This is a genomic window from Paenibacillus sp. HGF5 (assembly GCF_000204455.1).
Lineage (GTDB): Bacteria > Bacillota > Bacilli > Paenibacillales > Paenibacillaceae > Paenibacillus_AQ > Paenibacillus_AQ lautus_A.
In genome coordinates, this window is sequence record NZ_AEXS01000077.1 from 1 (window position 1) to 14,255 (window position 14,255).

General features: G+C 53.6%; 10 protein-coding genes. 3 read left to right on the forward strand and 7 right to left on the reverse strand.

Annotated features, from left to right (window positions below):
* The 3 genes from HMPREF9412_RS12965 to HMPREF9412_RS12975 all read right to left on the reverse strand — a co-directional run.
* Nucleotides 1–1,190 (reverse strand): pectate lyase family protein (locus tag HMPREF9412_RS12965; protein WP_009592033.1); only part of this gene is annotated, 1,190 nt, incomplete at its 3' end.
* A gap of 83 nt (nucleotides 1,191–1,273) precedes the next feature.
* Nucleotides 1,274–2,845: a glycoside hydrolase family 28 protein gene (locus tag HMPREF9412_RS12970; protein WP_009592025.1), complete on the reverse strand. Its 1,572-nt coding sequence runs from the start codon at nucleotides 2,843–2,845 to the stop codon at nucleotides 1,274–1,276.
* Between the two features lie 35 nt (nucleotides 2,846–2,880).
* The gene (locus HMPREF9412_RS12975) at nucleotides 2,881–5,184 is read right to left on the reverse strand and encodes a glycoside hydrolase family 95 protein (RefSeq protein ID WP_009592037.1); all 2,304 of its coding nucleotides are present in this window, start codon (nucleotides 5,182–5,184) and stop codon (nucleotides 2,881–2,883) included.
* 161 nt (nucleotides 5,185–5,345) lie between these two features.
* On the opposite strand from HMPREF9412_RS12975, the gene HMPREF9412_RS12980 reads away from it, so the two are divergent.
* The gene (locus HMPREF9412_RS12980) at nucleotides 5,346–6,188 is read left to right on the forward strand and encodes a helix-turn-helix domain-containing protein (protein WP_009592044.1); all 843 of its coding nucleotides are present in this window, start codon (nucleotides 5,346–5,348) and stop codon (nucleotides 6,186–6,188) included.
* A 51-nt stretch (nucleotides 6,189–6,239) separates the two neighbouring features.
* Here HMPREF9412_RS12980 and HMPREF9412_RS12985 read toward each other — a convergent pair whose 3' ends face one another.
* Nucleotides 6,240–7,826, reverse strand: coding sequence for a glycoside hydrolase family 43 protein (locus HMPREF9412_RS12985; RefSeq protein ID WP_009592055.1), 1,587 nt, complete (start codon nucleotides 7,824–7,826; stop codon nucleotides 6,240–6,242).
* Nucleotides 7,823–8,953 (reverse strand): glycoside hydrolase family 88/105 protein, encoded by a 1,131-nt coding sequence (locus tag HMPREF9412_RS12990; protein ID WP_009592054.1) that lies wholly within the window; start codon nucleotides 8,951–8,953, stop codon nucleotides 7,823–7,825. Before HMPREF9412_RS12990 ends, HMPREF9412_RS12985 begins: the two co-directional genes overlap by 4 nt.
* 287 nt (nucleotides 8,954–9,240) lie before the next feature.
* On the opposite strand from HMPREF9412_RS12990, the gene HMPREF9412_RS12995 reads away from it, so the two are divergent.
* Nucleotides 9,241–10,167 carry a pectinesterase family protein gene (locus HMPREF9412_RS12995; protein ID WP_009592019.1) on the forward strand — a complete coding sequence of 309 codons (927 nt, stop codon included), beginning with the start codon at nucleotides 9,241–9,243 and terminating at the stop codon, nucleotides 10,165–10,167.
* 80 nt (nucleotides 10,168–10,247) lie between these two features.
* Nucleotides 10,248–11,564, forward strand: coding sequence for a serine hydrolase domain-containing protein (locus HMPREF9412_RS13000; RefSeq protein ID WP_254664041.1), 1,317 nt, complete (start codon nucleotides 10,248–10,250; stop codon nucleotides 11,562–11,564).
* Nucleotides 11,565–11,815: 251 nt separating this feature from the next.
* On the opposite strand, the gene HMPREF9412_RS13005 is transcribed toward HMPREF9412_RS13000, so the two are convergent.
* Together HMPREF9412_RS13005 and HMPREF9412_RS13010 are read right to left on the reverse strand one after the other, a co-directional pair.
* The gene (locus HMPREF9412_RS13005) at nucleotides 11,816–13,309 is read right to left on the reverse strand and encodes an extracellular solute-binding protein (protein WP_083829928.1); all 1,494 of its coding nucleotides are present in this window, start codon (nucleotides 13,307–13,309) and stop codon (nucleotides 11,816–11,818) included.
* Nucleotides 13,310–13,376: 67 nt separating this feature from the next.
* Complete coding sequence (locus tag HMPREF9412_RS13010; protein WP_009592041.1) at nucleotides 13,377–14,249, reverse strand: carbohydrate ABC transporter permease; 873 nt, start codon at nucleotides 14,247–14,249, stop codon at nucleotides 13,377–13,379.
* Nucleotides 14,250–14,255 lie beyond the last annotated feature (6 nt).

The following is a 14,255-nucleotide window of genomic DNA, read 5'->3' on the forward strand; positions in this document are numbered from 1 at the left end:
TCATCTTCTATTGTGGAAACAACCGGCTCCACGAGCGGATATCCGCCCACCTCATTCTGGGAGTTAATATGCATGCCGGTTCGGTGGATCACATCCTGGATGATCCGGGCATCGACGGCATCCCGCTTCGGCAGGGTGGCTCCGGCGCTTTGCATGACCGCTTCATAAGCCTCTTCGGCGGATTCGGTCGGCAATGGATTGGCAAAGGAAGCGGGAGTTTCCAGCTTCACGTAGTTTGGGTATTTATGAACGCCGGACCAGTTATCCTGCGTATATTCCGGATACCCGTCCATGACGTTGCCGTCGATAAAGTAACTTCCGGTGCTCTCCGCATTCATAAACCGAACGACTTCCGTTTCCGGACCCGGCTTGTAATAATTGTTGATGATATTGGTAACTGCGCCTTTGCCTCCGTACGAGGCAAAGAAACCCCAATTGTATACCACGTTATTGCGGAAATCATGGGAGTTGCCGGCCGTGCTGTCAAACGCAGGGTTGCGGCTGGAATTGTGAGCGATCAAGTTATGATGGAAGCTGGTGTTCTTTCCGCCCCATATCCCGCCGTACCCGTGTCTGCCTTTGACGTGTCTGCTAATATGCATGGCGTCGGCGATGATCGACCACTGCACGGTGACATTTTCGTTGCCGTAAGGGCTGAGCACTTCGTCAACGGACCAGCTGAACGAGGAGTGGTCAATGATAATGTCTTTCTTGTACCGTCCGCCAAAAGAGTCTGCTTCCGTTTCATTCATATCGCCCAGCCGGAACCGCATGTAACGGATGATCAGGTTGTTTCCATCGAAGGTCGTTGGATGCCCGATAACCGTAATCCCATCGCCCGGCGCCGTTTGACCGGCAATCGTCAGGTTGTCTCCGAGAATCTTCAGTGGGGATTCCAGCTGAATCACGCCGCCGACTTTAAATACGACGGTCCGGTTACCGGCGCTGACAGCGTCACGAAGCGACCCCGGTCCCGAGTCGGCAAGCGTCGTTACCTCGTACACTTCGCCGCCCCGGCCGCCGGTCGTATATTTCCCACCGCCTTCGGCCCCCGGAAATGCAGGCGTTTGCGGGGGATTTGCCGGGGCTGGGGATTCAGGATTTTCCTCAGCATAAGCACCTCCGCCGGATAAACCGGTAAACAGCATCGTGAAGACAAGCATTTGCTTCAACCATTTTGCTGCTTTCATTTGCATACCTCCTTATCATTTTGAGATTCTGACAACGGTTATAATCCGATCACCCCCTTTCTAAGCCATATTTAATCCGAAAGCTACTTGATCACGACCTCCCCCGGTTCCACTTCAGAAGAGATCTCGATCCCCCTAGCCTTATCGGCCTTCAGCCCCGAGCATTCGATTTGACTGGAACGTTCCCCAGTCACCACCAACTGGCGGTCGTCCAGCGCACCGCCTTCTCCGCTGACATTCGCCACTTGAACATTTCGGCTTTGGTGAAAAAGAAGCAGCGGATTATCCTGAGTGCGAAGGACCATGTCCTGAATGCTCAGGTTTTGTCCATTTCGGCATACAATGCCTTCCCGACTTGTGATGGCGGACCGCTTCACCGTCAAGTTCTCCACCGGCATCTCCGGCAGGCCGTTGATGAGGAGCGCAGTATGCGCGCCGCTGCACACGATATCCTGAATGACAATGTTCCGGAACACGGGGGTTTCCTCGGTAACGGGCAGCATTACTTCCTCTTGGTATTCGCCGGAGCCGGCTTTCCCCTCGTAATATAAATTGAAGGAGATGGCATCCCCGTCGATATCCCGCATCCGAATTCGTTCAATCAAGATGTTCTCGACCACGCCGCCGCGCCCGCGGCAGCTTTTAAAGCGAATGCCGATATCGGTGCCGATAAAAGTGCAATCGGATACGTATACATCCTTAATGCCTCCGGACATTTCACTGCCGACCACGATGCCGCCGTGGCCGTGATAAACGGTGCAGTTCCGGATGCGGATCCGCTCGCTCGGCTTTCCCAACAAGCGCCCGGCCTCATTTTTGCCGGACTTCAGGCAGATCGCGTCGTCTCCTACATCAAACGAGCTGTTTTCAACGGTTACGTATTTGCACGAATCGATGTCCAGACCGTCCCCGTTCTGGGCATACCACGGATTGCGGACGGTAATGTTTTGAATGGTGATCTGCTCCGATGCCCAAGGATGCAGGCACCAGGCTGCGGAGTTTTGAAAGGTGGGACCGCTGAGCAGGATCCGCTTACAGTTTCTCAAGCTGAGCAGATTGGGTCTCAAGTAGTCTCTGACGGGCACATAATCCTGTGGTTCCTCGCTACCTGTCTGTTCGATACGGTCCAGGGTCTCCTGACCGTCCCGAGCAGCGGGCGTTGGCCACCATAATCCCTGGTCATCCACGACGCCGCCGGATTGTATTAAGCGCTCCCACTGGCTTTCCGTCAGCTTCCCTTGCTTAACGGGCCTCCAGGCTTCGCCGCTTCCGTCAAAAATCCCGCTCCCGGTGATCGCGACATCCTCCAGCCCTTCGCCATCGAGCGGAGACTGGCAGCGAAACATCTGCCTGCCCTCATACGTGGACATCAGGAGCGGATAATCTTCGAAAAACTTGCTGAACACAACGAGGGCACCGGCTGAGGCGTGAAGCTCAATCCGGCTCTGCAGCTTGATCGGACCGGTGCGCCATATCCCCGGAGGGATGACCACCGTGCCGCCTCCTGCCTTTGCGCAGGCTTCGATCGCTTGATGAAATACTCGGGTATTGTCATATACACCGTTTCCTACCGCGCCATAGTCTGAAATTGTTACCGTATGTTCCGGGATCAAGGGCAAATCAGGGCTTATCGCTACTTCTGTTAGCTTGATCATGCGTACCTCCGTTATTGTAAAATTGCATTGTCGATTTATATCGGTTGGACAAAATACCTTCCGCCTGTTTCGGTAGCCATTTCGATGACATGGCCATGACGTTCCATCGGCACCTCCCTTCCATCCGAGGTCGTGACCCGAACGGATGGCTTCGCATGGAGACGAAGCTTCTGACCGCTTACCGAAGTGATCATCGCTTCCGCAAGGCTCCCGTCTCTCCAATCGATATCTACCTCGAAGCCTCCCCTGGCGCGAAGTCCCTTTACGCGCCCTTGAGGCCAGGCATCCGGCAGCGCCGGCAGCAGACGGATGTGATCCAGGTGACTCTGGATCAGCATTTCGGCGACTCCCGCGGCAGCCCCGAAGTTGCCGTCGATTTGGAACGGCGGATGATTATCGAACAGATTCGGAAGCGTCGATTGCCTCAGTAATTCCTTAAGATGTACATAGGCCTGTTCGCCGTCCAACAACCGCGCCCAGAAGTTGATGATCCAGGCCCGGCTCCAGCCGGTATGTCCCCCGCCGTGAGCGAGACGCCGCCGAAGCGTAACCCGGGCAGCTTCCGCCAAGTCCGGCGTCGAGTCCGGACTGATCGTCGTTCCGGGATGAAGACCGAACAGATGGGAGATGTGCCGGTGCCCGGGGTCGGCCTCTTCGTAATCCTCCAGCCATTCCTGCAGCTGCCCGTGCCTTCCTACCTTCATCTCCGGCAAACGATCCTTGATGGCCGCCCATTCTCGGCGAGCACTTTCATCGGTGTCCAGCTCCAGGCTGGCCTCGATGCAGGCACTGAACAGCTCCGATATGATTTGCGTGTCCATGGAGGGTCCGTAACAGAGCGTTCCGGATTCGCCATTTCGCAGCATATAACGGTTCTCCGGCGAAACGGACGGATTCGTCACGAGGTATCCTTCGGGACTTTCCACCAGAAAGTCGGTGAAGAAGAGAGCCGCTTCCTTCATGGTCTCATAGGCTCTTCTCAAGAAATCCGGATTCGGATTGAATTTGTAATGCTCCCAGAGATGAAGGGTCAGCCATGCGGCGCCCATCACCCATTGGGTAGCCGGTGGATAAATGTCCTGGGGCGCGGTGTCAGCCCAAATATCGGTGTTATGATGGGCGACGAATCCTCGGCAGCCGTACATTTTTCGTGCCGTTACTCGCCCGTTGTCCTTCATGCGTTCAATTAATTCAAACAGCGGTTCATGACATTCGGGCAGATTGCAGCTTTCCGCCGGCCAGTAATTCATCTGGGTGTTGATGTTGATCGTAAATTTGCTGTCCCAGGGCGGAGCCATGGAATCGTTCCAGATCCCCTGGAGATTGGCCGGGAGCGATCCAGGGCGGCTGCAGGCAATAAGCAGATATCTTCCGAAGTGAAAATACAGCGTGTACAGGCCTGCGTCGTCATCTCCCGCCCGGACACGCTCAAGCCGCTTTGGCGTCGGCACCAAATGGTGCTCCCGATCTGCAGCGGCTCCCAGGTCCAGCTTTACCCGATCAAACAACGGCTGATAATCCGCAATATGACGCTTCTTCAAAGCGGCATAGCCCTGGTTCGCTGCATGTTCCAGCAGCTCATTACAGCGCAATTTCGAATCGTCCGCGCGAAAGGTGCTGGCTGCGGCAAGAATAATGACGACTTCGTCGGCCTGATCCACCAGCAGGTGCTCGCCGACAACGCGTACGGTTCCGCCGACAGCTATGGCTTTTGCAGCAGCGCTGTAGGTAAGCCCATCCTTCCCTCCGCAATCATTCGTCATGACCACCGTGTCCGTGCCAGCCCGATGGACTGCATCCATGTGCTTCCCTTTCTGCCGCTCAAATCGCGATGTCAAGGTCAGAGCACCCGGTCGATCGGCTTCAAGCCGGATGACCATCACCTGGTCCGGATAGCTGCAAAACACTTCCCGGGTAAAGGTAACGCCTCCGTATTGGTATGACGTCACGGTGATCGCCTTTTCAAGATCCAGCTCCCTGCGATAGTGGGACAACTCGCCTTGCGGATGATCGACCTGAATGCAGAAATCGCCTGCCGTCATATATGGCCTCTGGCTGCGCGGCGTCCCGGAAAAAGCCGTCTCCGACAGCCGGTGGGCTTCCTTCAGCCGCCCTTCGAACAGCAGCTTGCGGATAAGGGGAAGATGCAAAAGCGCATCCGGATTGTTGCGGTCTCTCGGCCCTCCGTACCATACCGAATCCTCGTTAAACTGGATTTTTTCCTGCATGACGGACCCAAACACCATGCCGCCAAGTCTTCCGTTCCCAATCGGTAAAGCCTCGTTCCAGTTCTGGGCAGGCTGGTCGAACCATATCAAGGTTTCTGAAGTTAATGGCATTCTGTCCTCCTGATCTTACAAAAATTTGTAAGCGCTTATTAAAAATGTTGGGTGATTGCGGCCAAAACCCTTGAAGATCGGCTGCAGGCATGATATATAATTTTCTACGATCACTATCGATGGTCGTAATCCCACCATGCGAACAAAGGAGTTAGAGAGGAATGATTGACCGGCTGCAGCCTAAATACCACATCGGAGATCATGATTTCTCCATCCAATACATGTCGCGAAACGGTTCCAGCAGCATGCCGCGCCCCCATGAGCATCCCTACTTCGAGCTGTACTACTTGCTCAACGGGGAGCGAGTTTACTTCATGGACGATAACGTGTTCACCGTCAAAAAAGGGGATCTGATGATCGTGAACCCGCATGATCTGCACTCGACGGCAAGCTCCGATAAGCTGACCTTCGAGCGGGTGCTGATCGGCTTCTCCAGAGCCTTCATCGAACAGGGGGACGCCGGCGTCGCCAATCTGCTCGATCATGGGACGTCCAGGCTCGTTCGTATTCCGCTGAAGCATCAGCCGGAAATCGAACGGCTGCTGCACTCCATGCTGGCTGAATGCCAAACGGAGCAGACTCACTACAGCTCATTGGTTCGCTCGCTGATGAACGAGCTGCTTATCCGCCTCCACCGGATTGAGACCACTCTGCAATCCCAAACCCATGAATACGAGCATCCGATGCATCAAAAAATTTCGGAAATTGCCCAATACATCAAATCGAATTACCATGAAAAGCTTACGCTGGAGCAGGTCGCCAAGCAGTTTTACATCAGTCCCTCTTACCTCAGCAGGGTATTCACCAGGCTGACAGGCTTTCACTTTCGTGAATACGTGCAGGTGGTACGAATCCGCGAAGCCCAAAAAATGCTCGTGAGCAGCCGGGAATCCGTGCAAATCATCTCCGAGCAGGCCGGATTTGAGCATATTGCCCACTTCAATAAAACCTTCAAAAAAATAGCGGGTACGACTCCTCTCCAGTATCGCAAGCGTCACGGATAGAATCGGGGCTGCTCCAAAGTAGTCATTCGTCTTGGGACAGCCCCGCCGTTTCTATATCTCTGCTCTTCCAACCCTAAACCAGTCGATATCCACATACCCTCTGTCTGGATGATCCGCCTCACTTACCGCGAACAAGCCAACCTTGGCTCCGACCCAGTGACCTTTTTCCGCTACGAAATCCTCTTCCCCGCACGGCATGTAACGATCGTCAGCTGCGGCATAATCGAAGCGGCATTTCGCACCAGGATGTACCGTGACCCGAATCGTAATCTTTCCATCATTCCATCCGCCGGACCAAACGACATTCTCCTCCATCTCATTCCCTTCGGACCGAATAATCTCCATCCCGGATCCGTCCGTCTTCATCCGAACGCCGGCATAGGCGAAGGTTCGTCCGAATATGATCAGACCCGCCCGTTCACCGGGCCTCAGTGACGTTCCATCCAGTTTGGCTTCTGCTTGAAATTCTTCGGCCGGAAATTTCTGCAGCAGCAAGTGAGGGGCATCGTAGATCGTTTGCGAAGGCCGGTGCTCCGGCACGGGAAAAGAGAATAATCGCAAATGGCTTTCCTTCTCGAATGCGTACCAGTCCGGATTCGGATTGGCCTGCCATTGCCACTGAAGGCCAAGCGTTGCGCCTACGAATTCGTCCGAATCGTCCGGGGCCTGAATCGTATGCTCCCCAAGGACATTTGGCTTCGGATAACGCAGAACCGGTTCGCCGATCCCGTCTCCATTCGTGTCGATCCCGATCTGCGGCCAATCATCCACCCAGCGCATGGGCTGCAGATGTGTTATTCGTCCGTAAGCTCCATTGTCTTGAAAATGCATAAACCACGATTCGCCCGATGCCAGCTCCACCCAGCCGCCTTGATGCGGACCGTTAATCGGGCTATCGCCTTGATGCAGCACGATTTTGTCCTCATAGGGGCCAAAGACCGAGGTAGACCGAAGCACGGTCTGCCAACCCGTAGATACTCCTCCGGCAGGAGCAAGTATATAATAGTAGCCATTCCGTTTATACAGCTTCGGGCCCTCCATCGTCGGATGGCGCTCGGTCCCGTCGAAGACGATCTGACCTTCATCCAGCAGCTGTTTTCCATCCGGGGACATCCGGCACATTCGTAATAGATGCTTGATGCCGCATCTGCTTTTGGCAAACGCGTGAACCAGGTAAGCCTGGCCGTCATCGTCCCAGAACGGACACGGGTCGATTAAGCCTTTTCCCTCTTGAACCAGATGCAATGGCGTCCAGCTGCCTGCCGGGTCTTCCGCGGTGCTCATCAAGATGCCGACATCCGGATCTCCATAGAACACCCAGTACTTGCCGTCATGGAATCGAAGGGCCGGAGCCCAGACGCCGTTCCCATGCTGCGGGACGTCATAGCCCGGCAGCTCCATCCGGGGCAGCACATGATTCATGATCCTCCAGTTAATTAAATCCTTCGAATGCAGAATCGGCAGTCCCGGCAGATGGCCGAAGCTGGAGGCTGTCATATAGAAATCTTCCCCTACCCGGATCACGTCCGGATCCGAATAATCCGCATGAAGCACCGGGTTCACGAACGTTCCGTCTCCCTGATCCGACAACCACGGATTGTTCTGTAATGCTTGCATTGTTGATGATGAGTGCTTCATAAAGAACCTCCTACCCTTGAATCTTCTAACCGCTCCATTTCCAGACTTGCAAGGATGAAAGGCGCGACGCCGATCTGGGCGTCCGACACCACTTTCTCGCTGATGTAATATTCGTAAGAGCCGTTGCGGTCATCGCTGAGCCCCGCTCCATGGCATATGGAATGTAGATGCACGCCGGTATCGTTAACCTCGACAAACCGCTGTACCAAACCTTCGTAAGCCCTTTCCGCAATGGATCGTGAAGGCTGTTCCAGGTATTGGAGCCGCACTCCCTTGGCCAATGCATAAATAAACATCGAGGAGCCGGAGGTTTCGAGATAATTGCCTTCCCGAAAGCCTTGATCGAGCACCTGGAACCACAGCCCGCTCTCTTTCTCCTGATACCGTCCCAGCGCCCGGCTTAACCGTTCGAATATGCCCATGATCGTACCGCGCTTCGGATGATTCACCGGGAAATACTCGAGACTGTCCACCAGCGCCATTGCATACCAGCCTAAGGCCCTGCTCCAATAATGCGGGGAACGGCCGCTTTCCGGATCGGCCCATACCTGTTCCTTCGCTTCATCCCATCCGTGATACAAGAGCCCCGTTTTGCGATCCCGGGTTCTTCGCTCCACCAGCAGAAGCTGATGGGCTACCTCGTCGAACCATTCAGGTCGGTTGTAGGTTATAGCATATTGCGCCAGAAATGGCGAAGACATATAGAGCCCATCCAGCCACATCTGAAACGGGTAAACTTTCTTGTGCCAGAACCCGCCGTCCGTCGTCCTGGGCTGGCCGATCAGCTGGGCGGCAAGCGTGTGTGAAGCCTTTTCATATCGGGAGTCATGAAATCTGGCGCTCAGAGCAAATAAATTTTTCCCTTGGTTGATCTGGTCCAGATTATATTCTTCGATGCGATATCCCCGAATGTCCCCATCCGCTTGAACAAACAGATCCATATGCCTTTTCATGAAATCAATATAAGCATCCTTGCTATAACAATCCCCTGTGCGGGCGATCGCCATGAGCATCATCCCGGGTACATACGCCCACCGTCGGGCAATTTCAGAGTGAAGTCCCTCGCTGTCCGCTTGACTGAGAATGGTATCCGCCGTCAGGACGGACCATCTGCTCTCTTGTTTCAAAACCGCCTCACCTCAATATCCTTGGAAGTTTCAATCACAAACTAATTATAAAGAAACGTAAATCATAAAAACTCCGGATTCGATGCCGAATTTCCCGCATATTTTGCTTTTTATGCTCTATTTCCCAATCAGCTTTCGTTCAAGAAGACAAGCAGAATAAGCTGCCATTTTTATAAATTCGGCATAAAAGGCAAAGAATGAACCCATTTAAACATCGGAGGTGTTATTATTGGAGCCTGCAATTCGATAACATGGATGAAAAATCCATAGAAGGAGCGTGTTCATCGATGAAAATCACGGTAGATCCCAGCGGACAAGGCGACTTCGTGACGGTACAGTCCGCTGTTGACTCGATTCCCGAGCAGGCCGATTGCCTTGTCATCCTCGAAATCAAAAAGGGTGTGTATCGCGAGAAAATCACGATCCCTTCATCGAAACCAGCTATTCGCATGATTGGCGAAGGAGCCGAAGAGACGATTCTTACCTATTCGGATAACGCCCACACCCTGGGGGAAGATGGGCAGCCCCTTGGCACCTTTCGCAGTGGAAGCTTGTATGTCTATGCCGACGATTTCAGCGCCGAACAATTGACCGTCCGCAACGATTCCGGACCTGGAACGGGCCAGGCTGTCGCCGCCTTTATCGATGCCGACCGGGTATCCTTTCAGCATGTAAGGCTCGAAGGCGATCAAGATACGCTCTATGTATCCGGCGGACGTCATTACTTTGCCGAATGCTTTATCGAAGGAGATGTCGATTTTATATTTGGGCCGGCAGCGGCCGTATTCGACCGGTGCATGATCCGCTGCAAGCGGTCCGGCGGTTACCTGACCGCAGCCAATACGCCGAAGGAAGCGGAGTTCGGCTATGTCTTTCTGGACTGTACTATATCGGGGGCACCCGGCGTTGAGAACGTATACCTCGGCCGGCCGTGGCGCGATTACGCCAATGTGGTGTTCATCCGATGCGAGATGGACGGCTCGGTTCATCCGCAAGGCTGGCATAACTGGAACCAGCCGGATCGCGAGCAGACATCCCGTTATGCCGAATACAACAGCCGCGGCCCCGGAGCAGCTCCTTCCCTGAGGGTTTCGTGGTCTAGGGACCTTACCGAAGCCGAGGCTAAACCGTTTACGATTGAACAAGTGCTCAGTGGGCAAGACGGTTGGTGTCCGCCTTACGCACCCGGTTCATCTAAGCTGACGAAAGGTTGATGATGATGACTGCACTGGCACGAGTCCGTCCCGAGGAGGTGGGTATTCCTCCATCAGCCATCCTCCGCTTTATGGAGGATATGACGGAAAGGAATATGAACCTGCACAGCTTTATGCTGCTCCGGCATGGCAAAGTGGCTGCTGAAGGCCACTACTACCCTTTTCGGAAGGATGCAAGGCATCCGATATTCTCCGTCAGCAAAAGCCTGACTTCTGCAGCCATCGGTATCGCCATTGGAGAAGGGCTAATCTCCCTGGAGGACAAGGTCATTGCATTTTTTCCGGATAAGCAGCCGGAGGCCGTACACCCGTATACGGCCAGCATGACCATCCGGCATCTGCTGAGCATGCAAACCGTTCACCGGAAATCCACCAATAAGGAGGCCCGGGATATCGTATTCGAATATCTTCATACGCCTCCAAGCCATCCCCCGGGTACCGTCTTTGCTTACGATACGACGGGTACGCATACGCTGTGTGCCATCCTCCAACGAGTCACGGGAACCACCGTGCACGAATATCTCGAAACACGCTTGTTCCAGCCCCTCGGGATGCAGGATATCGAATGGGAGACCTGTCCGCTCGGCATTAACCAGGGCGGCAGCGGAGCTTATTGCACGCCCGAGGATATGGCCAGGTTCGGCCAGCTGTATCTGCAGGACGGATTCTGGAACGGAATCCGGATTCTGCCGGAGGGCTGGGTAGAACAGAGCACATCCAAAGCGGTCGATAACTCCAGTGCCGGAATTCTGCTGGAAGGTCGAAGCGGGTACGGATACCAGTTCTGGCGGGCCAGGCGTCAAGCCTACTGCGCATTCGGCGCGGGCGGACAATTCATCCTCGTCATGCCGGACCAAGATGCCGTTTTCGTCTCAACGGCCAACACCATGTTGAACCGGGACGAGCACCAAGGGATACTGGATAGCGTTTGGACGCATCTGGTTCCTTCCATGGAGGCGTTCTGCCCCCATGATGATGCCGGTTATCAACGGATGCAGCAGCGGCTGAGCGCTTTGAAGCTCCATCTGCCGAAGGGAAGCTCCACTTCCACAGCAGCCGCGGAGGTCTCTGGGCGGCATTATCGCCTCTCACCTAACGAGCCGGGATGGTTGGCTTGTCGCTTTACGTTCAGTGAGCAACAATGTGAGCTCATCTTCGTACATGAAACCGGTCGTCCCGGGGTTTTATGCTCCATGAATGATTGGGATATCGGTCCTGATCCCTTTTTATGGCCTTCCCTCCGCCTGTGGTGCCGTATGGGCAGACTCGTCGACTTGCTTGATCCAGATTCAACTGCTGGAGGTGCAGCAGATGTTTATCCTGACCTGCCGTTTCGACCGCGATGGTCTTGTGCTGCAAATCAAGCCGGCAGGGGCGCTCAGAACGAATCATTTTGACCTCGTGCTCATCGGAACGATAATCGATGGTCCATGAACCATGCTCCACATTTGCCGTTTCTTATAAGTTGAATGACTGATTTGAATATAAGACAGCCGTGCGAAATGTTCATCGGTCGCTGTTGCTCTCAGATTCATATTTCATTCTTTCATACGCCTAATAAAGTACCGAGAGACAAAGCAGACAAGTACGCCAAAGGTACTTCCTTTTGCTTGCCCGCTTTGTCTCTCGTTATCATAAATAATGACCGCTATTCTTGATTCTTGAAGGACTCTTTATATTCCGCAGCCATTTGATCGCCGCCGCTCTTTCTCCATCTCTCCACTTCGGCCTTCCAGCCGGCCTCGTCAATCTGTCCCATAATAAACTTGGTTTGCGCATCGGTGATGATCTGCTCCAGCTCGCCGCCGCGTTCATTATACGTATTGGATTTCAAGGTAAGCGCCGGATTCGGCACAATATAGTTCTCGTTCTCGTACACGATTTGTTTATTTTTGTTGAACAGCTCCGTTCCTTTCGGTTTCTTCTCCATGTTGTACAAATCTCCCCGTTGCGGAAACGTATCGCGATAAGGCTTGACCTCCTGAGCGTCCTTATCCGCATCGATCGTTACGGTATAATCGCCTTCGACTTCGTAATGGACGCCTTCGATACCTTTATTAATGACATTAACCATCTCCGGATCCAGCAGCTTGTCAACGAAGGTCAGCACTTTAGCCAGTTCTTCTTCAGACTTGACCGTCGATTTCGGGATCGCCAGAAAGCCGGTATTACCGCTTTCCCCCGGAACCCGAACGCCTTCAGGTCCTTTCAGCGCCGATACGTCGACAACCGCTTCCGGAACGACCTTCTCCAGCTTGGTTTGCAGCGATTGGCCGTTACCGCCGGAGATCCGGATATTCGCGCGGCCCGATTCATACACCTTATTGAGCTCGGAGGAATCCACCACGGCGAAATCCTGATTGATGAGCTTCTCTTCATACAATCTTCGGAACAGCTTCATAACCTCGAAGAACTGCTCGGATTCGAACTCTGGATAGAAATTGCCCTGCTCGTCAATGCCCCATTTATTAGGTGCGCCTTGGGAAACGGCAAGCCGGGTCAATGTTGATGCCGTACCCTGGTTATAACCTTTGTCCAGCATCATTCCGTAAGTGTCCCTTTTTCCGTTGCCATCGGGATCTTCTTCCGTACTGTACCGGATAATTTCATACCAATCGTCCAGGGTCACCGGCTCCTTCAAGCCGGCTGCATCGAGCCAGTCCTTGCGGTAGCTGACGATCGCCCGGCCCATGTCCCGGAACAGAGGGATCCCGTATACTTTGCCGTTCACGCTGATATTATCGTAATAGGGTTGCGGCTGTGCGGCCAAATTCGGGTAATTTTTCAAATGGGTTGTGATATCCCAGAACAGATCGGCTTCGAGCGAGCTGATGGTTGTTGGCGTATAGTTCAGCTTGATCAGCTTCGGAAGCTCATTGGAAGCGACCATGACGTTAACCTTCTCGTCATATGCGGAGTAAGGTATCCACTGAATCCGCAGGTCCGTGTTCGTGTATTCGCGTATTTTTTCCTCCATCGGATTGTTCGGGTCAGGTATTTCTCCCACCTGGTTCACCACCAGGGTGAGCGGATAAGGTCCGTCGCCATTAACCCCGCTCCCGCCGCTCTTGTCTCCGCAAGCCGTTACAACCATCATCCCCGCCAGCATCGCCATCACGGTTGTCATCCATCTTTTCTTCATCATTTACCCCTCCATCATATTTATTCTATAAGAAACCCCTCTTTGGGAAGAAGGCGCCTCGAACCGATTAACCTTTCACAGAGCCCAGCATAACGCCCTTAGCAAAATGCTTCTGCAGAAAAGGATACACGAGCAGAATCGGCACGGTGGCAAAGACGATGACCGCCATACGGATCGTTAAAGGCTGCACGTCCATTTCGTCAAAGCTGGAATCCCCCACCCGGCTCTGTGCCAAAATCACGATTTCTCTTAGCAGGACCTGAATCGGCCACTTCTCGTTATCATTGATGTACAGAATCGCATTGAAAAACGTGTTCCAGTGAGCAACCGCATAAAACAAACCAAATGTCGCCATGGCCGGAAGGGACAAGGGAAGCACGATCCGTATCAGGACTCCCAGGTCGTTACAGCCGTCGATTTTGGCGGAATCCTCCAGTCCGTCGGGAATCTGCTGGAAGAAGTTCTTCAGCACGATCAGGTTAAACGCACTGATGGCACTGGGGATCATCAAAGACCATAACGTGTTGGTCAGATTCAATCCGTTCACGACAAAGTACGTTGGAATCATGCCACCGCTAAAGAGCATCGTGATCAATACACCGAGAAGGATGGGATTTCTCCCCCGGAGATGAGGCTTGGACAACGGATAAGCCATCAGGGACGTAAACGCCAGGTTGATCAGCGTCCCTACAACCGTTATATAGATCGACACGAGCAAGCTTCGCGGCAGTGTATCCGACGAGAAAATATATTGATACGATACGAGCGACCATTCTTTGGGCCATAGAATCAACCCGCCTTTGGCGACTTCCGCCGGACTGGCAAAGGATACCGCCAGCACATACACGAATGGCAGGACACACACGATCGCAACGATGAATAATACCGAATGGTTAATGATATCAAACAGGCGATTGCCCCAGGTTTGATCTTGACGCACTTGTAT

Coding starts and splice junctions, on each gene's coding strand:
- HMPREF9412_RS13005 (WP_083829928.1), bottom strand. CDS start 13,309: ATGAAGAAAAGATGGATGACAACCGTGATGGCGATGCTGGCGGGGATG.
- HMPREF9412_RS12995 (WP_009592019.1), top strand. CDS start 9,241: ATGAAAATCACGGTAGATCCCAGCGGACAAGGCGACTTCGTGACGGTA.
- HMPREF9412_RS12980 (WP_009592044.1), top strand. CDS start 5,346: ATGATTGACCGGCTGCAGCCTAAATACCACATCGGAGATCATGATTTC.
- HMPREF9412_RS12975 (WP_009592037.1), bottom strand. CDS start 5,184: ATGCCATTAACTTCAGAAACCTTGATATGGTTCGACCAGCCTGCCCAG.
- HMPREF9412_RS12985 (WP_009592055.1), bottom strand. CDS start 7,826: ATGAAGCACTCATCATCAACAATGCAAGCATTACAGAACAATCCGTGG.
- HMPREF9412_RS13000 (WP_254664041.1), top strand. CDS start 10,248: ATGACGGAAAGGAATATGAACCTGCACAGCTTTATGCTGCTCCGGCAT.
- HMPREF9412_RS12970 (WP_009592025.1), bottom strand. CDS start 2,845: ATGATCAAGCTAACAGAAGTAGCGATAAGCCCTGATTTGCCCTTGATC.